The following is a 22,604-nucleotide window of genomic DNA, read 5'->3' on the forward strand; positions in this document are numbered from 1 at the left end:
GGATATCCGACCCGACATATGGTGCACGTCATGTCGCGATCATCATGGACGGCAACGGACGGTGGGCGAAGCGCAAGCATTTGCCGCGCGCCCTAGGGCACAAGAAAGGTGTCGAGGCGGTCCGCAATATTGTCCGCGTAGCCGGAAAAATGGGCATCGAAGCGATGACGCTCTATGCCTTCTCATCCGAAAACTGGAACCGGCCGGAAGAGGAAATCAGCGATCTCATGGGGTTGCTGCGGCAATATATACAGTCGGATATTGATGAATTTGTCGAAAATGGCGTGCGGTTGACGGTCATTGGCAATTATAAAGCGCTGGATCCCGATATTGTCAGCATGATCGACAATGCGATCGAGAAAACGGCCGGGAATGACAAGATGACGCTGGCGGTAGCGCTTAACTATGGCGCGCAGGACGAAATGCTGCGCGCGGTCCAGCATATCGCGACCAATGTAAAGCAAGGCGAGCTGAAGCCGGAAGCGATCAGTCTCGATCATATTTCGGGTGCGCTGGATACGGCCGGTCTGCCACCGCTGGATCTGCTGATCAGGACCTCCGGCGAATTGCGTCTGTCCAATTTCCTTTTGTGGCAGGCGGCTTATTCGGAACTTTATTTTACCGATACGCTCTGGCCCGATTTCGACAAGGCCGAGCTTGAAAAGGCATTGCAGTCATTTGGCAATCGTGAACGACGCTTTGGTGGACGCTGAACATGGCTAAACCAGCTGCACCAGCCCCCGGCAAGGCCAATGAATTGCAAACCCGCATCATTGTCGGCGTTCTATTGATTGTGGCCGCCTTGCTGGCGGGTTATTTTGGTGGCATGTATCTCTGGTTGCTGGCGGTGCTGATGTCGCTTGGAATCATGAGTGAGTGGGCAGGGCTGACAGGGCGTCGCGAGAAACGACTGCTCGCCATGTATGCACTGTCCGTTCCCCTGGCGATCATGTCTCCCTGGGCTGCGGGCCCATCATTTTTGGCGCTCTGCCTGATTTTCGGGGCTGCAATGTTTGTCGCGGTATTCGACCGCTCGATCAAGCTCGCTGCGGGTGTGATCTACGCCGGCCTTCCGGCTCTTGCGATCCTCTTCTTGCGCGAAATTGATAACGGCATTCTTATCATGCTGTGGACGCTTGCTCTGGTCTGGGCGACGGATATAGGTGCATATTTTTCCGGTCGTGCGATCGGTGGACCCAAATTGGCACCGCAAGTCAGTCCCAACAAAACCTGGGCCGGCTTGATCGGTGGCGTCGTCCTGACAGCGGCGCTGAGTTTCCTACTGCATATCTATTGGGGGCTGCCCTTCCATCTGGTGCTGCTCAGCATTCCCCTGGCGGCGTTGGCGCAAATGGGTGACTTGTTCGAAAGCTGGCTCAAGCGAAAAGCGGGTGCCAAGGATAGCGGGACAATCTTCCCTGGCCATGGCGGCGTGATGGATCGTCTCGACGGTTTGATTCCGGTCGCGCCGGTCGTTGCCGTGATCATGCTGGTCGAAAACTGGCCCAGCCTGTCATGACCAAATCGATCTCGATATTTGGTGCAACAGGATCGGTGGGCCTGTCGACTCTGGATCTTGTTCGCCAGCATCGGGAGCAATATAATATCATTGCCCTGACCGCCAACGGCAACGCTGCGCAGCTTGCCGCTCTGGCCAAGGAATTTTCTGCAGAGATCGCAGTGGTTGCAGACGACGCCGCCTATCCCGAACTCAAGCAGCAACTGGCAGGAACGTCAATCGAGGCCGCAAGCGGTCCGGATGCGCTGATCGCCGCGGCGGCTCTGGGCGCAGACTGGACGATGGCGGCGATTGTCGGTTGTGCCGGGCTGCCGCCCACACTCGAAGCCCTGCGTTGCGGCAAGACGGTGGCTCTGGCCAACAAGGAAGCCCTGGTTTCCGCAGGTGCCTTGATGATCACCGAGGCAAGAAAAGCCGGTGCTACCCTGTTGCCGGTGGATTCAGAGCATAATGCGATATTCCAGGCCCTGCAGGGCGGCCGGATCGATCAGGTCCGCAAGATTACCCTGACCGCCAGCGGCGGGCCGTTTCGGACGTGGTCGCGCGAACAGATGGCCGACGTCACGCCGGAGCAGGCGGTTGCGCATCCCAACTGGGATATGGGCGCGAAAATATCTGTCGACAGCGCGACGATGATGAACAAGGGGCTGGAGTTGATCGAGGCCCATCATCTTTTTCCGGTCGGTCTCGAAAACATCGAAATTTTGGTGCATCCGCAGTCGGTGATTCATTCCATGGTCGAATATCGGGATTGTTCGACACTGGCGCAGCTAGGCTCGCCAGATATGCGGATACCGATTGCCAACGCTCTGGCATGGCCGGACCGGATGACCACCAATTGCCAGCCGCTTAATTTGGCCGAAATCGCCAGGCTGGATTTCGAGCAGCCCGATGAAAATCGCTTCCCGGCCACCAAAATTGCGCGAGCCGCAATCATGGCGGGCGGTGCCAAGCCGGCGATGCTGAATGCGGCCAACGAGGTCGCCGTTGCTGCATTTCTGAATCGTGCGGTTCAGTTTCTGGACATCACAGAGATTGTATCGCGGCTGTTAGATAGTTATAGCCCGCCAGACCCTAGTGAGTTGGCGGATATTTTTGCGATAGACAAAGAGACCCGCGTTCGGACCGAACAGCTGGTTGAGGAATTGAAGGTTTGACGGACAATCCCGGTATTTTGATTTATTTATTCTCATTTCTGATCGTCATTGGCGTGCTCGTGTTCGTGCACGAAATGGGGCATTATCTGGTCGGGCGCTGGTGTGGCGTCAAGGCTGAGACCTTTTCGATCGGTTTTGGCAAAGAAATTACCGGGTGGACCGACAAACGCGGAACGCGCTGGAAAATCGGCATGTTGCCACTCGGCGGTTATGTCCAGTTTGCCGGAGATATGGACCCGGCAGGGACAAAGAGTATAGAGTGGCTGAGCCTGCCGGCCGCGGAACGCAATCAAACCTTCCAGTCCAAATCACTCTGGAAGCGCGCCGCGATCGTGTTTGCGGGACCGGCGATCAATTTCATCTTCGCCATTTTGATCATCATGGGCTTTGTCATCGCTTATGGCACCAGCGCAACCCTGCCGGTTGCGCAGGAAATTTCCCCGGATTCGACGGCGGCGGCGATTGGCATGAAGCCCGGCGACCGGATTGTGTCGGTCGACGGAGATAAAATTGATCTGTTTGAGGATTTGCGGCAGAAAATGATTCTGATCCCCGATCAGAATGTCGAAATCGTCTACGAACGGGATGGCCAGCGCATCGCCAAGCAGGCCACTATCGGCGTTCATATAATGAAGGACCGGTTCGGTAACGAATATCGGCTCGGCATGTTGGGTATGTCATCCAGCAAAGTCGAGTGGCGCGAAGTCACTCCGCTCGAAGCGCCTGCCGTCGCCGTGGAGAAAACAATCGGCATCGTGGATCAGATCGTCACCACTCTCGGGCAGGTGATCACGGGCAAGCGTTCTATCAAGGAACTTGGCGGGCCGCTCAAAATTGCCCAGGTTTCCGGCGAGCAGTTCAAACTGGGGCTGGAAAGCTTCATTCTTTTTGTAGCGCTGATCTCAATTAACTTGGGGTTCATCAACCTGCTGCCAATCCCGATGCTCGATGGAGGGCATTTGATGTTCTATGCATTGGAAGCGGTTCGGAGGAAGCCTGCCAGTCCGAAGGTACAAGAATGGGCGTTCCGGTCCGGGTTCGCATTGGTCATGGTGTTCATGCTGGTGGTGACATTTAACGATTTATCGTCATTTGGCGTGTTCCGAGCTATCTCCGGCTGATTGGCCATTGATTGACACGCTGCATTGGGGCAGGGGGTTGGCGAAGTTGGTGCCTTGGTGTCAGTTTCATTTTTATTTATGGTGTGAAAGCGAGTTTGTCTGTGGATCATAAAAAGCGGCTTTTGCCCTTGTTAATGTGCGGCACTATTTTGAGTGGCGCAGCGGTTTCTTCGCAGGCGCTAGCGCAGGAAGCGGCGCAAGCCGCGCCAGCGGCTCCTGCTGAAGATATTATCCGTACGATTGTGGTCAATGGTGCCCAGAGACTGGAGCCGACCACGGTCTTGTCCTATATGAAACTGCGGACCGGCCAGCCCTATACGCAAGAATCTGCCGATCAGGCGCTGAAGGATCTGTTCGGGACGGAATTGTTCAAGGATGTCAGCATCCGGAACAATCAGGGTGCCGTGATCATCGAGGTTGTCGAGAATCCGGTGATCAACCGCATCTTGCTGGAAGGCAACAAGCGGATCAAGGAAGACAAGATCTATCCTGAAATCCGGCTGGCTCCACGACAGATATTTACACGTTCAAAAGTCCGCGCCGACGTGGCCCGGATCGTCGAGCTCTATAAGCGCAAGGGCCGCTTCGCGGCGAATGTTGAACCGAAGATGGTTCAACTGGACCAGAATCGCGTCGATATTGTTTTCGAGATCAATGAAGGACCAAAGTCCAAGGTTCAGCAGATCAACATCATCGGGAATGAAGAATTTTCAGACGGCAAGCTGCGCGGGGAAATGGTTACCAAGCAATCGCGCTTCTATCGTTTCTTCAGTTCCAGTGACACTTATGATCCGGATCGTCTCGCTTTCGACCAGCAAAAATTGCGTCAGTTCTATCTGACCGAAGGCTATGCAGATTTTCGCGTCATCTCGGCTGTAGCCGAGCTTACGCCGGACAAGCGTGACTTCATCATCACCTATGTGCTTGAAGAAGGTGAGCGGTATCAGTTTGGCGAAGTGTCGGTTGAAAGCGACATCCGCGATTTCACTCCCGAATTCCTAACGCCGCAATTGCCGATGAAAGCCGGAGACTTTTACGACGCCAAGCAGGTTGAAGATACCGTCGAGCGGTTGTCAGAAACCGCCGGACTTTTCGGCTATGCTTTCGCTGATGTCCGTCCGCAATTTACGCGGAACAAAGAAACGTTGACCATGGATGTTCTCTTCCAGGTCGCGGAAAGTGACCGTGTGTATGTCGAACGGATCGATATCAACGGCAACACTCTGACCCAGGACAAGGTTGTACGCCGGGAATTCCGCCTGAATGAAGGTGACGCGTTCAACAGCTTCCAGGTCAAGCGGTCCGCCAACCGTATCAAATCGCTCGGCTTCTTCCAGGAAGATCTGGAAATCGAGCAGAAGCAGGGTAGCGCGCCCGACCGCATCATATTGGAAGCCAATGTTGAAGAAAAGGCGACCGGCGAACTGCAACTTTCCGCAGGTTTCTCCAGCGTCGAGAATTTCATTCTCCAGGCGTCCGTGCGCCAACGCAACTTCCGCGGCAAAGGTCAGGAGCTGCGCGCAAGTGTCAGCTATTCGAGCTATTCGCAATCAATCGAACTCGGTTTCACCGAACCCTATTTGTTCGACCGGAATATCGCGGTCGGCGTCGACCTGTTTCGCCGCGACCTGAACAGCTTTAATTTCGTCAACAATAGCCGCGAAACAACCTTCGAGCAGCTGACCACGGGTTTCCAGGTCCGGGCGGGCGTGCCGATCACCGAATATCTCTCTGCATCATTTCGCTATGGCCTCAGCCAGGATGATGTGACGCTGGAACCGTCGCTATATTTCACGGATAGCAATGGAGACGGGATCAGGGGAAACAGCAACGCAGATGCTTGTGACCCGCTAATCGCAGGGCGCTTTCTTTGCGACGCACTGGGCAATCGCACCACATCCTCGGTCGGCGCTTCGCTGATTTATGATGACCGGGACAATCGTATCCGGCCAACCCGCGGCCAGACCGTGGTTGGAAGTGTCGATTTCGCCGGTCTGGGCGGCAGTGTCAAATATCTCCGCGGCCGTTTTAATGCGTCCAAGCACTGGCGTGTCCTGGGCGACTTCATCTTTACAGCCAAGGCTGAAGGCGGATATATCCATCCGCTGGAAAAGCGCTCGCAGACTCCGGGTGACGGTATTGACGACGTCCGGCTGACAGACCGCTTTTTCCTGGGTGAACCGCAAATTCGCGGTTTCGACATCCGCGGTGTTGGTCCACGCGTTGTACGTTCGACAACCATTCCCGGGCTCGACACCAGTGGTAATCCGATCAACATGATCGCGGATGCCAGCAGTGCTACGCAAACCGATGATGCGATCGGTGGTCGCGCTTATTATCTGGGGCGTGCAGAACTGGAAATTCCGCTCGGTTCCGGTGCCAGTGAACTTGGCTTGCGGCCGTCGATCTTTCTCGATGTCGGAGCCGTCTTCAATGTGACCCAGCCTCTGCTACTGACAGACGCTCAGACCCAGTCATTCAGCACTCTTGACAGTCAGGGTAATGCGTCGCCCACGGGAGCTGCTGCGCCGCTTTACCTTACCACCGATGCCAACGGGGCGGCGGCAACCACGTTCGATGCAACGACTAACGGTATCGCCAATCCGATCGCTACCAGCTTCACCGAACGTTTCTTTGGTGATACAATAAGTCCACGCTTGTCCGTAGGCTTTGGTGTGAACTGGAATTCACCATTTGGTCCATTCAGGATCGATATAGCCAAGGCTCTGTTGAAAGAGCCGGGCGATGATACCAAATTATTCACTTTCAACGTAGGAACACAATTCTGATGACACGTTTTTTTAAAACTGCACTCACCGTTCTCACTGTAACTGCTGCGCCATTGGCTTTTGGTTCGGTCGCGAACGCTCAGGTTTCCGGCATTGCTACGGCGAACCCCACGGTCGCCATTGCCAAGACAAAAGCTTTCTCGGCTGCCTATTCGCAAATCGGCACACAATATAAGTCCTATTTCGACCAGATCGATGCCCGTAATAAAACCCTCAACGGATTGCGCGCGCAGCTGGATACGAACAACGACAAGCAATTGACGCAGGAAGAGCTTGATGCTGCGGTAAAGGCGAAAAACCCCGTTTTGCAGACCATCCAGACGGAAGAAAATGAAATCCAGAAATTGCAAACTCCGGCAATCAAGGCCCAGATGTTTGCGGTTGAAGGCATTTTTTCTGAATATGGCAATGCCCAGCAAAAAGTGGTCGCGGACAAGAAAATCAGCGTTATTCTGGATCCTGAAGTATTTCTCTATGCTCCTTCCCAGATTGACGTAACCGATGCCATCACCGCGGCTTTGGACGCAAGAATTCCGACCGTCAGCACGACGCCCGGTGCAGATTGGCAACCGCAGCGCAATACCGTTGCGCTTCATCAGCAACTGCAGCAGCTGCTGGTAGCTAGTGCCCGTAATCAGGCGGCTCAGGCTCAGCAACAACAACCGCCTGCTGCTCAGCCAGCCAGTCGCTAGTTGATCGCTGATGACCGAGCTTCTCGATTATGATGTAACCAGGGTGATGGCGGTGCTACCGCATCGCTATCCCATGCTTCTGGTTGACCGGGTGGAAGAACTCGTAAAAGACGAGTCCATTCGGGCGGTGAAAGCTGTCACGATGAACGAAGGCTTTTTCCAGGGACATTTCCCCGGTCGTCCAATCATGCCCGGTGTGATGATTGTCGAGGCGCTGGCTCAGGCAGCCGGCGTTCTCGCGATGGAAAGCTTTGACATGGTCGGATCGGGCAAGCTGGTTTATTTCATGGCGATAGACGGCGCGAAATTCCGTCAGCCTGTGGAGCCGGGTTGCCTGCTGTCCTTGAACGTGAAATTCGAGCAGAAGCGCGCGCGCGTTTGCAAATTTTCCGGACGGGCGATGATTGGCGACAAGCTGGCTGCAGAAGCGAGCTTTACCGCGATGATAGCCGACCCTCCCGCAGCATAGGCTTTTTCAAAAGAATCTTGCCCTTTTGTCATTCCGCGGTTAATGCGCCGCTTCCGTTAAATTTATTCGCTTTGGGTCTGGTCGGTAACCAGCCTGTTTAGGAGCCGAAAATGAAATCCGATACGCATCCAGACTATCACATGATCACCGTTCAGATGACCGATGGCACGACTTTTGAAACCCGTTCAACATGGGGCAAAGAAGGCGACACGCTGCAGTTGGATATTGATCCTTCCTCGCACCCTGCATGGACCGGCGGCAACCAGCGTCTGCTCGATCAAGGTGGCCAGGTGGCTCGCTTCAACAAGCGCTTTGGTGGTTTGTCGCTCAAAAAGAGCTGATCTTTATCGAGGCTATTGAATAGCCTCGATAGATTACCACAATTTGATCTGGCCCAGCCAGGAAGATAGCAGGGAAAGCTTTTCCCGGTATATTTCTGTGGCCCGTTCTGTCGTGGTCTGCACAAACTGAACCCGTGATCCCGAACCCAGTTGCCCGATTAGATGACGGTCGGCCCTGATTACCTGTGCGATCCGGGGATAGCCTCCGGTTGTCTGCGCATCGGCACCGAGCAGATAGGGTTGGCCGCTTGGCGGTAACTGGATTGTACCGGGGAAAACCGCGGCGCTAGGCATATTGGACGAGTTGCTAGCGCTTAGAGGCGCACCTTCCAGCGCCAAGCCCATTCGATTGGCGCGTGCTCCGACAGCATATGTGCTCAGGCATAAATCATCGAGCACTCCAGCATTAGCAATAGAAGCCTCGGGCCCCCGTATAATCCGCAGCACATGGTCATCGCTATAATGTAGCTTGAGATTTTGCGGGGTGAATCGTTCCACGTCGGTGACTGGCGAATGCGGTGCGAAGGAAATGATATCGTCCTTCCTGAGCGCCCTGCCGTGAAAGCCGCCGAGAGCCGCCGCGAGATAGGTAGACTGGCCATCGAGTAGCCGATCCGCATTAATGTTCGCAGATACCGCCACATAGGTCCGGCATCCCGGTCGGCTCGGACCGATGTCGACTTTGTCTCCCGCCATGACTTTCAGCGTCTGGTGCTGGGGATGGGCGTGGCCATTGATCCGGACATGTTCCGCCGCACCGACGACAGCGACCGAGCAGGGCTCGTTCATCTGGAAAAGCGCATCCGTGAGCGTGATTTCGATCGCGATTGCATCAAAGGACTTGCCGACCAGGAAATTCGCCAGTGCCAGTGAGAGACAATCGGCGGCGCCTGCCGCAGGCATGCCCAGATATCGATGCCCGGTGAAGGGTGCGCCTTGCAAAGTCGTTTGCAACCCGGCTTTGAGAACGGTGAAGCTCATTTTTCCGCTTCCTGTGGCCAGCGGTCGAACGCCTCTTTTGAAATGGACTCGAAGCGGACAGAATTTCCTGCTGAAAGCAATGCTGGCTGGCTTTTTGCGGGATCGAACAGGCGGAGAGGGGTACGGCCAATGATCGGCCATCCGCCAGGACTGTCGAAGGAATAGATGCAGCTTTGCCGGCCAATGATGCCAATGGAGCCGGCTTTGACCAATTGTCTGGGATTTGCCAGTCGGCCAATGGCGGGGCATGTCTCCGCGCTCTCGAGATAGGCAAATCCCGGCATGAAGCCCAGCATGGACACGCGTTGCAGGCGTGATGCATGCCAGGATGGCAATGCCTCAGCCGCAATCCCCAGTTCTCTGGCTACATATTCTCGATCTGGAGCCAGCTCTGCATCATAACATACTGGAATTGTCACTAAAATATTGGTTTTGTTGGAAGCGGGTGCCGCGTGATCCAGTTGGTCTCTTACTATGGTGACGGCTTCATCGGGTGAAACAAGGGCAGGGTCGAACTGGATTGCTATGCTGTCGAGACCGGGGACAATTTCTGTCCAGTAATTGTCGGCAGAAAGGGCAATTTGTGCTGCCCGAACCGCTTTCCAGTCGGGAAATGTCAAATTGATCCAGTCATCGCAGATGTGGATCGCCGGTTCGTCGTCCGCCACTATCCGACCGGCCTAATCGCTATGCCGGCTCTTTCCAGCGCCAGCCGCATTTTCTTTGCGGTTTCCAGAGCGCCATCGCTATCGGAATGAATACACAGGCTATGTGCTTTGATTCTCAGAAGGCTTTCATCATGCATTGTCAGTTCGGATCCTTGAGCCAGTGACAGACCCTGTCGGATACGCTCACCCTCGTTTGCAAGTACAGCTCCCGCTTCGCTGCGGGGTACCAGTCGACCGTCTTTGCTATATCGCCGATCGATAAAAGCTTCGGCGATGAACGATATTTTTCTCTCCTTGGCGGTTTTCTGGATCAGGGATCTTGGCATGCCCACCAGCGCAAGATTGCTTCTGCTTGCCAACTCGACGAGCAGATTCGCGAGAGACGGATCATCCTGTGCATCGTTGTACAGAGCACCATGCGGCTTGAGATGGGTTAACGGCACGCCGACTTGTTTCGCTATGGATATGATATCGTGCAACTGGCCGGTCAAACATGCTTCCAATTCTTCCAGCGAGATATCCATCGATTGGCGACCAAAATTGCTGCGATCCGGGTATGAAGGATGGGCTCCGGGGGCAATATTCCTAGATTTGGCAGCCGCCAGCATCGTTCGCATGCTTTCTGGCGAGCCGGCATGGCCGCCCGTGGCGATATTGCAGCTGGAGATGATATCCATGATTGCGATATCGCGCGCGATACCCGCAGGGCTCTCGTCTTCGCCAAGATCGGCATTCAAATCGATCGTCAAGGTCATGGCCAGAATCCTAAAGCACGGGCGATCAACCGGAAGCCCAAAGCGGTGGTGATCAGCAAAATGGCGGCTCCGAGGATATTGGCTTTGAGACCATTCGCATATTCTCCGAGCAGCTTCCTGTTATTCGCCAGTCGGAGCAGGAAAATCGCGATGATCGGGAGCAGCAGCCCGTTGGCGATCTGGGCAACGAAAATCAGCTCAACCGGACGATAGCCTAGCAGCGCTGCGAACGTACCGGAGAGGATCACAATCAGAGCGCCGATCTGGAACGGTCTGCGCGAGTTGGAAGATTTGAAAATCTCCTGCACGATATAGCCGGTGGCCAGTGGCGCGGTGATTGCGGAGGTCAGGCCCGCTGCAAATAGTCCCGCGCCCAGCGTGATGGTCGCCATGTTGCCGAACAGTGGCGTGAGCTGCTGGGCCATGTCGACCGCATTTTCTATCGTCTTGCCGCTGCCAAAAAGGCTAGCTGCGGCGGTTGCCAATATCGTCATGGATACCAATCCGCCGATTCCGATCGAGATCGTCGTATCCAGCTGCGCTTCGGGCAGTTGTTCTTTGTCCCAGCGCTCCCGCACGCTCGCGGCGTGCAGGAATAGGTTATAGGGCACGATTGTGGTGCCAATCAGAGCGATCGCGGTCATCAGGCCGCCATCGGGGATTGAAGGCACAAAACCTTGCAGCAAGGCCCCTAGGTCGGGCCTGATGAGCAGAAAGGTCAGGATGAAGGCAGCGCTCATCAATAATACCAAGCCTATCAGAATATTTTCCACCCATCTCGGTTTCGAGAATATCAGCATGGCAGATGCGAACAGGGCAATGGTGATGATGACCGGCGCCATGCCAAAGGGCAACGAACCACCATTAACGGCTTCCAGGCCCAGCGCTGCGCCCGACATGTTGCCCGCTTCATAAGCTGCGTTGCCCAGCACGAGTGCAGAAATCAGCAGCAAGGCAGCCAGCGCTCGGACGATTGGCGAAGTGACGGATCTGAGCATCGCTTCTGCCAGTCCCAACTGGGTGACCAGCGCAATGCGGATGGCGAAGGACTGGAGGATGATTGTCGTGATGGTGGCGAATACCAAGGCCCACAGCAGCGCGAAGCCGAAATTAGCACCCGCCAATGTGCAGGCAGTAACGGTTCCGGGGCCGATGAAGGCAGCGGAAACCATCATGCCCGGACCGGGCCGATAGCTGCTAAGTTTCATCGTCTTTGGTGCAATTGATTCAACCGTTCCATGGCCAGGGTTTCTCGCGATACCATTTGGTAATCACATATTTTGTGCCGCGCCGGACTTTCATCCCGTGGTGCAATGTCCAGTTGTTGACGCTGCCATCTTTATTCCGGTTGTTCCAGCACAACAGCGTACCGGTTTCCGGGGTGAAGCTCTTCTTGAATTCGGTGAAGCGTGTGGCCCCGCCAGCATCGGGTTCGTTGAGATAGAGCATGAATGTCCAGGTGCGCTGGCCGGAGATCGAGCAATATTTTGGGAAATCCTGACCAGCGGGATCGAAAAAATCCGTGTGCGCCTTAAATTCCTGACCGACGGCATAGCGCTGGCCCTGCAGCGGTTCGCCAAATTTCTTGTCGATATTCGCAAAAGCGCAGATCTTCGCATCGATCTCGGCGACGAAGCCGTCTTCATGATCGAGGTCGCAGGTTTCGCTGGTCCGGAAATAATCGTCACCGTTCGGATCGGCAATGGTGGAAGGGCGCCGCTGGTCGTCGATCAGCGCCACCAGTTTGCTGCATTCGTCAGGACTGAGGAAATTCCTGACGATGCACAATTCTATTTCCTTGCGCGGAAAACGCTGCACTTTTCCCAATGCGACAAGATAGTCAGCCGATGTATTATTGGCCTCTGTCATATGATCGTCCAAAATTGTGCCTAACTACCCTGTCTCACGATAAATGAATCCCCGTTGATCGCAACCGCTGTTTGCGGCTTGGGCCAATCTGAATATAAGCGAGGACGATGAACGAATTTTTCGCCAACTCCCGCAATTGCAATGGCTTCACTCTGGTCGAGATGATGGTGGCGCTGTTCATTTTCGCGATGCTGTCTGTCGCGGGGGTGATCATGCTCCGGTCTGCTGTCGACAGTGACGAGACAACCGCAGAGAATCTGGGCCAGATGGCGGAAATGCAGCGCTTTGTTTCATTGATGGAGGCTGACCTAAGCCAGGCTTTGCCGCGGAGCTATCGCGATGATCGCGGCGACCGGATGCCAGCCTTTGTCAGCGAGACCGGTGGGCCGGAAGCGGCTTTCCTGAAATTCACCCGGGGTGGCCAGAGCAATATCAACGGGCAGGCGCGATCCAATCTGGAACGGGTCGAATATCGGCTGACGGACGGCAATCTGGAGCGGTGGCGATACCGGATGACCGACGGCGGCACGATTGATCAGCCGGCGGTGCTGATCTCGAATGTCGAGACACTGGAGGTTCGCTTTCGTGACAAGCGCGGGCTGTGGTCCGGGCGTTGGGAAACCGAGAGACTGGCAGATTTGCCGCGGGCGATTGAGGTCAAGTTTGATCAGCAAGGGCGGCGATACCGCCATTTGTTTCTGGTCGGGACGGGCTATTTGTGAGCGAATTTCGGGAGATAGGGACGGAGAAGGAACGCGGCGCGGCGCTGTTGACGGTGTTGTTGCTGGTCGCGGTGATCGCGATCCTGGCGGCGCACGGGATTGACCGACTGGCCGGCGCGACCAAGCTTGCTTCCAATGCGCGGGAATTGTCGCAGGCCAAGGCCTATCTGATCGCGGCGGAATCGATCGGCATGCGGTCTGCCGAAGAGATTGTGTCCGCTTCGCCGGGCCGGACGATCAACGTTGGCGGCTGGAACGGTAAGGAGCAGAGCTTTCCGGTGCCCGGCGGGATGATCACCGCATCGCTGGCCGACGGCGGCAATTGCTTCAATATCAACAGCCTCGTCACGCAGCAGCAGGATTTGCTTTCGGCAAGGCCGGAAGGCATGGCGCAATTTTCACGTCTGATGGTCATGCTAGGCATATTGGACGGCGATGCCGCTGATATTGCGGAATCGGTCGCGGACTGGATCGACAGCGATATGGTGGCGGCTCCCCGAGGGGCAGAGGATCAATATTATCTGCAGCAAGAAAGTCCCTATCGCACGGCCAATGCGCTGATCGTCGATGTCAGCGAGTTGCGAACGATCAAGGGCGTATCCGATGATGTGTACGTCCGCCTCGCACCATGGATATGCGCCTTGCCGACCACCGATCTGTCGCCGATAAATATCAATACTCTCCGGCCGGAGCAGGCGATATTGCTCGCCATGCTGGGAGCTGTGCCTTCCGATCTGACACCAGCGCGGCAATTTCTCGGGCGGCGGCCGGAATTGGGATACGGCAGTCTGAATGATTTCTGGGCGCAATCCTATCCGGCCAGTCTGGGAGCAACGTCCGAAGTCCAAAGTCAGGTCAAGCTGACCACACGCTGGTTCCGCGTCGACCTGGCGGTCGAGATGCAAAGCGCGCTGGTCGAGGAGCGTGCTTTGATCGATGCGGCCCGGCAACCGGCCCGCCTCGTCCATCGCCAGCGCGGCGATGCGTTTTAATTCCGGAATGGCCCGCTAAATGCTTGACGATGGCTACCGGCTATCCCTATGGACCCCATCGCAATGCGGCTATATAGTGCGCGGCTTGTGGCGATCGTAGCTCAGTTGGTTAGAGCGCCGGTTTGTGGTACCGGAGGTCGGGGGTTCAAGACCCCTCGATCGCCCCATTTTCCCCTTAGAAGCATAAGGCCATCACCACTTGGCCGTGCTGCAAAGTCTCTATTTATTTGTAATTAAATTACAGCTATGAGATATTTAATTACTCCAGTTTGCTAGGGACAACCGCCATGAGCGTGATGTGGGATTTGCCGGATTTTGACGACCATGAAGCGGTCCATTTTTTTCATGATGCCGACAGCGGCCTCAGCGCGATTATTGCTCTGCACAGCACCCATCTGGGCCCCGGTGCCGGCGGAACCCGTTTCTGGCATTACGAGAATCGCGAAACCGCGGTGACCGACGCGCTGCGCCTGTCGCGCGGCATGAGCTTCAAGAACGCCATGGCCGGTCTGCCGCTGGGCGGCGGCAAGGCCGTGATTCTCGCTGATCGCAATCGTACCAAGACCCCAGAAATGCTGGCCGCTTTCGGCCGGATGGTCGAGTCGCTTGGCGGCCAATATGTGACTGCGGAAGATGTCGGTATCACCGCTGCCGACATGGTCGCTTTGACCAAAGAGACCAAATATGTTTCCGGCCTGCCGGTCAGCAACAGCGGCGAAGCCGGTGGCGATCCCGGTCCGTTCACCGCGATGGGCGTCTATCTCGGCGTGAAGGCGGCTGTGGCGCACAAGCTTGGCCGCGACACTATGGATGGCGTCCACGTCGCGATTCAGGGCGTGGGCAGCGTTGGCGGCGGTCTTGCCCGTTTGCTGGCCAAGGATGGCGCGAAGCTGAGCATCGCCGATATCAACAAGGACCATGCTGCGGCGCTGGCAAAGGAAATCGGCGCGACGGTCGTCGGACTCGACGAGGTCATGCGGATCGAGGCAGATGTGTTCAGTCCCAATGCCTTGGGCGCGATACTCGACAAGGTCTCTATCGCTCATCTCAATGTTCCGATCGTTGCGGGCGGCGCCAATAACCAGCTGGCGACTCCGGAAGACGGACAGCGAATCTTTGACCGTAACATCCTGTTCGCGCCGGATTATGTCATCAATAGCGGCGGTATCATCAGCGTTGCTCTGGAATATCTCGGCGACGGTGATGTCAAGGAAGTCAATCGCAGGGTTGCGATGATTCCAGAGCGTCTGACTGAAATATGGGAACAGAGCGCGTCACAGAAATTGCCGGATTCTGACGTTGCGGACAATATGGCGATGAAGCTGATCGGGCGGGGTTAAGCGCAGGCCGAACTTTACACAGATCACTTGTATTGTTTTCTGTGACCTTTGACTGAAATCCTGAGTTTTCTGCCATTTTCTGGCCGCTATGCTGGCGCCTAGTGTAACCTTTGGATTTTCCGCCCCGGTGCGCGGGGTTTCAAAGGTCGTGTGAGCATCCTCCTTCCGTTTGAATGTCAAAGAGCCTGTCCCGCGCATGGCGAAGGACAGGCCGGAGGATAGAGGACCGGGTCGGTTGTAGGAAAGAAGTTTTGACGGAAGAGAGCTGCGCAGATGCGCTCCCTTCCGTTCCAGCGTTCAATATTATGGCGCGACCGCAGCCTTGATCTTTGACCAGCTTACCAGTTTGAAATTCTGCGTGCCGCCTTCATTGGCGCCATCCTGCATCACCATCAGGCCTTCGGGATAGGCCGGGCCAAAGTCGCCCATTATGACTTCGATGCCGTCCGTTTCCGAGGTGCCGTCGATGGCGCCGTCGACGAGACGGAAGCGGTTCACATAGTTTCCTGTTACAAGGTCATAGAGCACATAGGCATTGTCGCCCTGGCTGGATGCGACCAGATAGCCGCCATTCTCGCCGTCGGCTGCAAGTGCCAGACCTTCGACATCCGCAACCAGTTCACGGCCATTGATATTGGCAAAGCGCTGTGGCGTGAAACTGTCGGCGTTCAGATCGAATAGCCAGATGCCGGTATTTTCCTCACCCACATAGAGCCGTCCGGTGCGATCATCGACAACGCAGCCTTCCGGCTGGGTTGCCAGCTTATATTCCCGCGTGACCTTCGATGTCGCTTTGCCATCGGCAAATGACAAAGTCAGCTCACGGACGAAGCCGCTTTTCTCGATCATATAGGCGAAAATTTCGCCGCCGTGATCCTGGCCAAAGCAAAAGCCGTAAGCTTCGCCGGCACCCGCCGGATATTTGCCCAGCAGCGACAATTTAGCGGTTACCGTGTCGAGCTTGTAGAGACCGACATGGGCATTGGCGGGATCATTGCGGATGCTTGCCCCGACCAGCACGGTTTTCTTCCCGTCTATCATGACTTCGCGCAGATCGACATTGTTGAGCTCGCCTTCGGGAAGGAAGGATTTTTTCGATCCGTCCAGCCCGTAGACATAGAGACCGGCGCGCTTGTCGGTGCCGATGATCAGGCTTTTCGCCGGATCCTTGGCATTGCGCCAGATCGCCGGATCATCCGCAGCGTCGCGGTTGACCGTACCGACTGGAACCGTTTCCGCGTCTGCGGTCAGTTCCAGCGTAGGTGCCGGAGAGGCGGCGGATGAAGCGATCCCGTTTTGGGCCGTACATCCGGCGAGAGCGGCGCTGCTCAAGAGCAGCAAAAGTGCAGTATTTTTCATCACATTGTTATCTTTGCGCCAAATTTGAACGTCGAGCCATATTCTTCATATTGCAGCAGACGCTGGGTCGATTCGAAATTCTGATAGGCGAAATATTTGGCATTGTTGATGTTGATCCATTCCGCAAACAGCCGGATATTCTTGTTCAGTTTGAATTTCACACTGGCGTCGAGCTGGAAATGATTGTCGACATAGCGGTCCTCGCTGGCTTCCGCACCGAGCTCATCAAGATAACGGTCGCGGTACGTGCCGGCCAGCCGGAAATCAAACGGGCCCTTTTCATAACCAAGCACAGCGTTGAACGTATGTTTGGAACTACTTGGCAGCTTTATGCTGCGCAGGTCGGTGATGTCGCCGTCGGTCGGCACCGTGCCGGTGGCGTCGGTATAGGTATAGTTGAAGTTGACGAGAAAGCCGTCGAGCGGGTCGGGCAGGAAATTGAGCGCTTGCGCGAAGCCCAGTTCGATGCCGAAGACTTCGGCGCTGCTACCGTTGATCGGTATGGTTGCCTCGTCAAAGTCAATGCCGAAGCGGGTGCCGTCTTCCTCGAGCGAATCCACGATGAAATTCTTGATGTCCTTGTAGAAGACATTGGCCGTCAGCGCGCCGTTCGAGCTGAAATAATATTCGGCCGAAGCGTCGAAGTTCCAGGCTTCATAAGGCTGGAGGTCGGGGTTACCGAATTCACCTTCGCGCTCGTCATCGTCATTCTGCTCGACAGCGAAGCGGGGAGCGAGATCGGACAGGTTGGGGCGAACGATGCTGCGATAGCCAGCAGCGCGCAACACCAGATTGCGCTGCGGTTCGAAGCGGATATTCAGGCTTGGCAACCAGTCATCATAGCTGCGCGTGAAGCTGTTGGGAGCGACAACGACCGTATCCTCGGTAAACAGCACGCCGCCAAAGGTCGCATCTTCCTCGACGAGGGTCACCGTGTTTGCCGAGATGACATTTTCGGTCCGTTCGAAACGGAGACCACCGATGACGCGAAGCTTGTTACTGTCCCAGCGGCCGAGAAGATAGCCGGCGTAGATATCTTCCTGATTTACATAGTCCGAAACCGCGGAGTCGAACTGGCTATCGATTTCCTGCAGCTCGAAATCGCCGAAATTGGCGCGGAAATATTCCGTCGGGCCTGTGTGGCTGGCGACCGGACCGAGATCGGCGATGCGATAGGTTTGCGTGCCCAGCACATCGGCCAATGTATAATTGCCGGTACCGTCCTCGTAGAATTCTACGTTGTTATCGTGGCTTTTCTCGCGCCAGCGGCCCTTGAAGCCGCCTTGTACGGTAAAATCGCCACTATCCATTGCGAATATGTGGGAGACGTCGAGGCGGGCCGAATATTCTTCGTCCTGCGCATCGGACAAGGTGGTCAGTTCGACATCGTCTAGTTCGTAGACGCTGGCATCATTGGCGAGAGCCGCGCCGGAAACGATGCTGTAAAGCGGGATCCGCGGGTCGCTATAGTCGAACAAGACGCCGACGCCGTCGCCTTCGAACTTGTTGGAAAAGGTGGTGGGGTCAAGCGAACCATTTTCATATTCGCTCGATTTCGACCAGCTGCCCGAATATTCGATTTTCCAGGGACCAGTTTCGGTCTTGCCGCCGAGCACGAGCGAGCGGATTTTCTGGCTTTCCATACGGTCCTTGACGTCCCGTTCGATCTCGATTTCGCCATCGGCGTCATCAAACTGGGCGCTAGTCGCATCGCCACTGCTGGCTTCCTCATCGAGCTTGAACGTGGTGCGGGTCCGAAATTCCTGATCGTCGAACTGGCTGTAGATACCGCGAGCATATAATTCTGTGCTGTCGCTGGCGCGGAAATCGAAGGACAGTGACGCACTGATCCGTTCGCGTTCGACATCATAGTCGCGATACTGGATTTCTTCGGCATAAACGACGCCATCGTCGTTGATGTCCCAGCCATCGGCTTCGACATTGTCGGTTTCAAACTTGCGCTTATAATATGATATGCCGCCTGCAACGCCGATATCGTCGGTCAGCCTTGTGGAAAAGTCGATGCTGCCTTTTGGAGACACATGACCGGCATAGTCGTTGTAGCTGCCCTCGATCTTGCCCGTCAGCAGGTCTTTCTTGCGGTCAAATGCGCTGACGGTCTTGATTTCGATCGAGGCGCCGATCGTGTCGGCGTCCATATCGGGGGTCAGCGATTTCTTGATTTCGATCGACTCGATAAGGTCGCTGGAAATTACGTCGAGCGCGACCGATCGGACATCGCTTTCGGGCGAGGGAATGCGCACGCCGTTCAAGGATGATGCGTTCAAATTGGGGTCGAGGCCGCGCACCGAAACAAACCGGCCTTCACCCTGATCGTTCAATATGTTGACACCGGCTACCCGGCGGAGGGATTCCGCAACATTCTGGTCGGGAAACTGTCCGATGGAATCGCGGGTGATGACCGAGCTTACGCCGTCCGCTTCGCGCTTGCGGGAGAGCGAACTGGCCTGATTGGCGCTTTGGCCAATGACCAGAATTTCCATTCCCGATCCGGTCTGCAACATGATGTTGGCGACGGTGGGTCCGGTTTCGGTGACGGTTACACTGCTCTGACCGGTGTCTGCACCGACATAGCGGGTTTCCAGCGTATAGGTGCCGGCGGGAACATCGGGAAAGCGATAGCTGCCATCGCGACCGGTGGTGACCACGCGGTCCAGTTCGACGATGCGGACCTGGGCGGACTGCAATCCTCTGGTGTCGCTCGGGTCACTGACCACGCCGCTGACCGTACCGGCCCATGCCGCGCCCGGAAGAGCGAGCAGAATAGCCGCTGATCCGATTAGTAACTCTTTGCGAAACTTAGATATTCTGGCCATGATGCCCTCCGGTAAATCTGATGTACCGGGCCTCTAGGCGCTAATTGTGAAGGGAAATGACCGTTTCGAAGACTCCTGGGTGAATCTTTATTGACGCTTTCGTGACAAGCACGAAAACGCCAAAATCATGTCGCGGGGGGTCGCGTCTCCAGACCGAAATTCCGGTTGTCAGAGATCACGACCATTATCGGGGATTATGGCCGCAGTCGGCCGCGCGGGCTTGTCAAATCCGTTCAGCCCCATCCACCATTGCAGGGCGATGATCGCGCCCTTGGCCGGTTGCAGCAAGGCCGCAATCAGAATGAGCGCGAGGATTATAATGATCGCAAGATTGGTCCACATCGAAAAGCCGGTCTCGTTGATCATGAAGATGATGACGGGCGCCAATAAATGCCCGGTCACGATGATCGCGACATAGGCTGGAAAATCATCGGCCTGTTGCGCGGTCCAGTCCTGGCCACATGCCGGGCAATGTTCGATAGGCTTGAGCAGGCGGGGGAACATCTTGCCTTCGCCGCAGCTCGGGCAGCGGCCCAGTAGCCCACGGGTGCACGCTTCCAACGCCGTTCTCGGCAGAGCGGGGATAATGCGTTTCTCCGTCATATTATCGTCTGCTCCATCGCTGCTACTCATGTCGTCAACGATTCTGTCGAGCAAAGTTTCAAATCCGGCCATTAATATTTTCCTGTCCAATCTTCTTTGGAAATTCCGGCTGACTTTATGGCAGCCTCTGGTTTGCGGCAGCTGCGGAATATTCCGCAGGCGTCCGTGAGGGCGATGAACGGGCCGATCATAAGACAGGTACCATCATCGCGGTGAAATTGGTCTGGTTTGTGTTCCTGTCGGGATCGCCGGTCCTGATATACCGTCATCGACGAATACCCTCTATACACTATTAGAATAAATTGTTAATACTGATATTTGATGTTTTATATATCAGTAAGGATAGATTAATGATCACGTCGCAACAAATGCGGGCGTCGCGCGCCTTGCTAGGTATCGATCAGCGGCAGTTGGCAGAACTGGCCGGCCTCTCGCTACCCACGATTCAGCGCATGGAAGCGTCGGGCGGGCAGGTGCGTGGTGTCGTCGATACATTGGTCAAAGTTATCGGGGCGCTTGAGAATAGCGGGATCGAGCTGATTGGCGAAAATGCATCGAGCATCGGCATCGGCCGCGGTGTGCGGATGCGCGAGACCATGGATGGCAAGGCGGCCAATGCGGTAGGCTCGATCCTGTTCGACCAGGCAGGGTCGGACGCGGGCGCGGAATAGAGGTTCGTCCGATGCAGAGCTTTACCCCCAAAATCATTACGACGATGCGCGAAGGCTATAATCCCGGCCTGTTCAAGGCCGATGCAGTGGCCGGTCTCACCGTTGCCATCGTTGCTCTGCCTTTATCGATGGCGCTGGCCATTGCCAGCGGCGCATCGCCAGACAAGGGGCTGATTACCGCAGTCATCGCCGGCTTTCTGATTTCCTTTCTCGGCGGTTCCCGCGTTCAAGTTGGTGGGCCGACGGGCGCCTTTGTCGTGGTCGTGTTCAACGTCATTGCCCAGCATGGCTATGACGGCCTGCTGATCGCCACATTCATGGCGGGGCTGATCCTGATCGCCGCCGGGGCGTTCAAGATCGGGCGGTTGATCAAGTTCATCCCGCATCCGGTGGTGACTGGCTTTACTGCTGGGATCGCGGTGATCATCGCCTCCAGTCAGGTGAAGGATTTTCTGGGATTGTCGCTTGATACTGTTCCGTCCGAATTTCTGCCGAAATGGCAGGCCTATTTCGGAGCCATGTCGACGGTGCATATGGCAACTTTGCTGGTCGGTCTCGGCGCATTCTTCGTGATTATCGGACTTAAGAGATTCGCGCCCAAGCTGCCCGGTTTCCTGATTGCGCTCGTGCTGGCCTCGATCGTGGTCGCGCTGCTCAAGCTGCCCGTCGATACGATCGGGACGCGCTTTCCGGATATGCCGGCGACAATGCCGATGCCGTCGCTGCCAGTCGTGACCTGGGCAAGGGTTGCTGAATTGCTGCCTTCGGCTTTCACGATTGCCTTTCTTGCCGGGATCGAAGCGCTGCTCTCAGCAGTGGTAGCGGACGGCATGACCGGCACCCGCCACCGCTCCAATCAGGAATTGATCGGGCAGGGCATTGCCAACCTCGGGTCGGTCCTGTTTGGCGGACTGCCTGCAACAGGAGCGATCGCGCGGACAGCGACGAATATCAAGGCCGGCGCGAAAACGCCCGTGGCCGGCATGATGCATGCGCTGTTCATTCTGCTGTTCATTTTGTTCGGCAGCAGCTTGATGGCTTATGTGCCGATGGCCGCGCTGGCCGCGATCCTGTTTGTTGTCGCCTGGGGGATGTGCGAGATCGACCGGTTCATCGCTTTGCTGCGCATGCCCAATAGCGACCGTGCGGTGCTGTTGTTGACCTTCGGGCTTACGGTTCTGGTCGATCTAACCGTGGCGATCGGTGTTGGCGTTACCCTGGCGTCGCTCCTGTTCATGGCGCGGATGAGCGAGACCGTGCAGTTCGATAATGGAAATGCACCCGATAGTGATAACGAACCCGATAGAGACGATCTGACCCAGCGCGATGATCTTCCGAAGGGTGTCGAAGTATTCCGGATCAACGGACCGGTGTTTTTCGGTGTGGCCGGTGAATTGCTCGATGCGATGCGGAAGATCGGCCGCACGCCCAAGGTCATCATATTACGGATGCGGCTGGTGCCGATGCTCGATGCCAGCGGGGTGACAATGATCGAGGAGTTTATCGAGCAGGCCAGTGTCTCGGGCGCGAAGATCATCCTGTCGGGTGTGCAGCCACAGCCACGGGAAATGCTCAAGCGTATCGGCTTGCCGGATGACAACGAGGCAGGCGTCTATTTCGAAGCCGATTATGCTGCTGCGCTGCGCCATGCCGAACAATTGACAATGATAACTGTGCACTAGCCCGTTCCGGCAAGGCGAAGTGATAGGGAGCGCAAAG

The 22,604-nt window shown here is 56.0% G+C and carries 21 protein-coding genes and 1 tRNA gene; 14 read left to right on the forward strand and 8 right to left on the reverse strand.

The annotated features are described in order from the left end of the window. Positions 1–2: 2 nt before the first annotated feature. The 8 genes from ACWFTY_RS07490 to rpmE all read left to right on the forward strand — a co-directional run bounded on the left by ACWFTY_RS07490 (position 3) and on the right by rpmE (position 8,088). Positions 3–713 (forward strand): isoprenyl transferase, encoded by a 711-nt coding sequence (locus tag ACWFTY_RS07490; protein ID WP_447526860.1) that lies wholly within the window; start codon positions 3–5, stop codon positions 711–713. Between the two features lie 2 nt (positions 714–715). Further along, a complete protein-coding gene (locus ACWFTY_RS07495) occupies positions 716–1,519 on the forward strand; it encodes a phosphatidate cytidylyltransferase (RefSeq protein ID WP_447526644.1) in 804 nt (267 codons plus the stop codon). Further along, positions 1,516–2,676 carry a 1-deoxy-D-xylulose-5-phosphate reductoisomerase gene (locus ACWFTY_RS07500; RefSeq protein WP_447526645.1) on the forward strand — a complete coding sequence of 387 codons (1,161 nt, stop codon included), beginning with the start codon at positions 1,516–1,518 and terminating at the stop codon, positions 2,674–2,676. Before ACWFTY_RS07495 ends, ACWFTY_RS07500 begins: the two co-directional genes overlap by 4 nt. Continuing rightward, on the forward strand, positions 2,673–3,797 hold the full coding sequence (rseP, locus tag ACWFTY_RS07505) for an RIP metalloprotease RseP (RefSeq protein ID WP_447526646.1): 1,125 nt from the start codon (positions 2,673–2,675) through the stop codon (positions 3,795–3,797). The genes ACWFTY_RS07500 and rseP overlap by 4 nt, the downstream gene beginning before the upstream one ends. Positions 3,798–3,931: 134 nt before the next feature. After that, entirely contained in the window at positions 3,932–6,586 is a 2,655-nt protein-coding gene (bamA, locus tag ACWFTY_RS07510) for an outer membrane protein assembly factor BamA (protein WP_447526647.1), read from the forward strand. After that, positions 6,586–7,278, forward strand: a complete 693-nt coding sequence (locus ACWFTY_RS07515) for an OmpH family outer membrane protein (RefSeq protein ID WP_447526648.1) — start codon at positions 6,586–6,588, stop codon at positions 7,276–7,278. The genes bamA and ACWFTY_RS07515 overlap by 1 nt, the downstream gene beginning before the upstream one ends. Positions 7,279–7,288: 10 nt before the next feature. Continuing rightward, positions 7,289–7,747, forward strand: coding sequence for a 3-hydroxyacyl-ACP dehydratase FabZ (fabZ, locus tag ACWFTY_RS07520; protein WP_447526649.1), 459 nt, complete (start codon positions 7,289–7,291; stop codon positions 7,745–7,747). 110 nt (positions 7,748–7,857) lie between these two features. After that, positions 7,858–8,088, forward strand: a complete 231-nt coding sequence (rpmE, locus tag ACWFTY_RS07525) for a 50S ribosomal protein L31 (protein ID WP_067198668.1) — start codon at positions 7,858–7,860, stop codon at positions 8,086–8,088. Between the two features lie 33 nt (positions 8,089–8,121). On the opposite strand, the gene ACWFTY_RS07530 is transcribed toward rpmE, so the two are convergent. From ACWFTY_RS07530 to ACWFTY_RS07550, 5 genes are read right to left on the reverse strand one after another with little or no spacing between them, the layout of a single operon-like run. Continuing rightward, a complete protein-coding gene (locus ACWFTY_RS07530) occupies positions 8,122–9,069 on the reverse strand; it encodes a 5-oxoprolinase subunit C family protein (protein WP_447526650.1) in 948 nt (315 codons plus the stop codon). After that, the gene (locus ACWFTY_RS07535; protein ID WP_447526651.1) at positions 9,066–9,737 is read right to left on the reverse strand and encodes a 5-oxoprolinase subunit B family protein; all 672 of its coding nucleotides are present in this window, start codon (positions 9,735–9,737) and stop codon (positions 9,066–9,068) included. The genes ACWFTY_RS07530 and ACWFTY_RS07535 overlap by 4 nt, the downstream gene beginning before the upstream one ends. Beyond that, a complete protein-coding gene (pxpA, locus tag ACWFTY_RS07540; protein WP_447526652.1) occupies positions 9,737–10,492 on the reverse strand; it encodes a 5-oxoprolinase subunit PxpA in 756 nt (251 codons plus the stop codon). Before pxpA ends, ACWFTY_RS07535 begins: the two co-directional genes overlap by 1 nt. Further along, positions 10,489–11,700, reverse strand: coding sequence for an Nramp family divalent metal transporter (locus ACWFTY_RS07545; RefSeq protein ID WP_447526653.1), 1,212 nt, complete (start codon positions 11,698–11,700; stop codon positions 10,489–10,491). Before ACWFTY_RS07545 ends, pxpA begins: the two co-directional genes overlap by 4 nt. 19 nt (positions 11,701–11,719) lie before the next feature. Continuing rightward, positions 11,720–12,361: a prolyl hydroxylase family protein gene (locus ACWFTY_RS07550; protein ID WP_447526654.1), complete on the reverse strand. Its 642-nt coding sequence runs from the start codon at positions 12,359–12,361 to the stop codon at positions 11,720–11,722. 107 nt (positions 12,362–12,468) lie between these two features. On the opposite strand from ACWFTY_RS07550, the gene gspJ reads away from it, so the two are divergent. The 4 genes from gspJ to ACWFTY_RS07570 all read left to right on the forward strand — a co-directional run bounded on the left by gspJ (position 12,469) and on the right by ACWFTY_RS07570 (position 15,415). Further along, positions 12,469–13,083 carry a type II secretion system minor pseudopilin GspJ gene (gene gspJ / locus ACWFTY_RS07555; RefSeq protein WP_447526655.1) on the forward strand — a complete coding sequence of 205 codons (615 nt, stop codon included), beginning with the start codon at positions 12,469–12,471 and terminating at the stop codon, positions 13,081–13,083. Continuing rightward, positions 13,080–14,075, forward strand: coding sequence for a type II secretion system minor pseudopilin GspK (gspK, locus tag ACWFTY_RS07560; RefSeq protein WP_447526656.1), 996 nt, complete (start codon positions 13,080–13,082; stop codon positions 14,073–14,075). The genes gspJ and gspK overlap by 4 nt, the downstream gene beginning before the upstream one ends. A gap of 90 nt (positions 14,076–14,165) precedes the next feature. Beyond that, positions 14,166–14,242: transfer RNA gene (locus ACWFTY_RS07565), tRNA-His, on the forward strand. Positions 14,243–14,362: 120 nt separating this feature from the next. Beyond that, positions 14,363–15,415, forward strand: coding sequence for a Leu/Phe/Val dehydrogenase (locus ACWFTY_RS07570; RefSeq protein WP_447526657.1), 1,053 nt, complete (start codon positions 14,363–14,365; stop codon positions 15,413–15,415). Positions 15,416–15,718: 303 nt separating this feature from the next. Here ACWFTY_RS07570 and ACWFTY_RS07575 read toward each other — a convergent pair whose 3' ends face one another. The 3 genes from ACWFTY_RS07575 to ACWFTY_RS07585 form a co-directional block, all read right to left on the reverse strand. Next, entirely contained in the window at positions 15,719–16,774 is a 1,056-nt protein-coding gene (locus tag ACWFTY_RS07575) for a phytase (RefSeq protein ID WP_447526658.1), read from the reverse strand. Next, the gene (locus tag ACWFTY_RS07580) at positions 16,774–19,611 is read right to left on the reverse strand and encodes a TonB-dependent receptor (protein ID WP_447526659.1); all 2,838 of its coding nucleotides are present in this window, start codon (positions 19,609–19,611) and stop codon (positions 16,774–16,776) included. Before ACWFTY_RS07580 ends, ACWFTY_RS07575 begins: the two co-directional genes overlap by 1 nt. Before the next feature lie 168 nt (positions 19,612–19,779). Then, a complete protein-coding gene (locus ACWFTY_RS07585; protein WP_447526660.1) occupies positions 19,780–20,286 on the reverse strand; it encodes a DUF983 domain-containing protein in 507 nt (168 codons plus the stop codon). Between the two features lie 278 nt (positions 20,287–20,564). Here ACWFTY_RS07585 and ACWFTY_RS07590 point away from each other — a divergent pair, with 278 nt between their 5' ends. After that, positions 20,565–20,885 carry a helix-turn-helix domain-containing protein gene (locus ACWFTY_RS07590; protein WP_447526661.1) on the forward strand — a complete coding sequence of 107 codons (321 nt, stop codon included), beginning with the start codon at positions 20,565–20,567 and terminating at the stop codon, positions 20,883–20,885. A gap of 11 nt (positions 20,886–20,896) precedes the next feature. Continuing rightward, complete coding sequence (locus tag ACWFTY_RS07595) at positions 20,897–22,567, forward strand: SulP family inorganic anion transporter (protein WP_447526662.1); 1,671 nt, start codon at positions 20,897–20,899, stop codon at positions 22,565–22,567. The last annotated feature ends 37 nt before the right edge of the window (positions 22,568–22,604 follow it).

This window comes from Parasphingorhabdus sp. NYA22 (assembly GCF_976973735.1).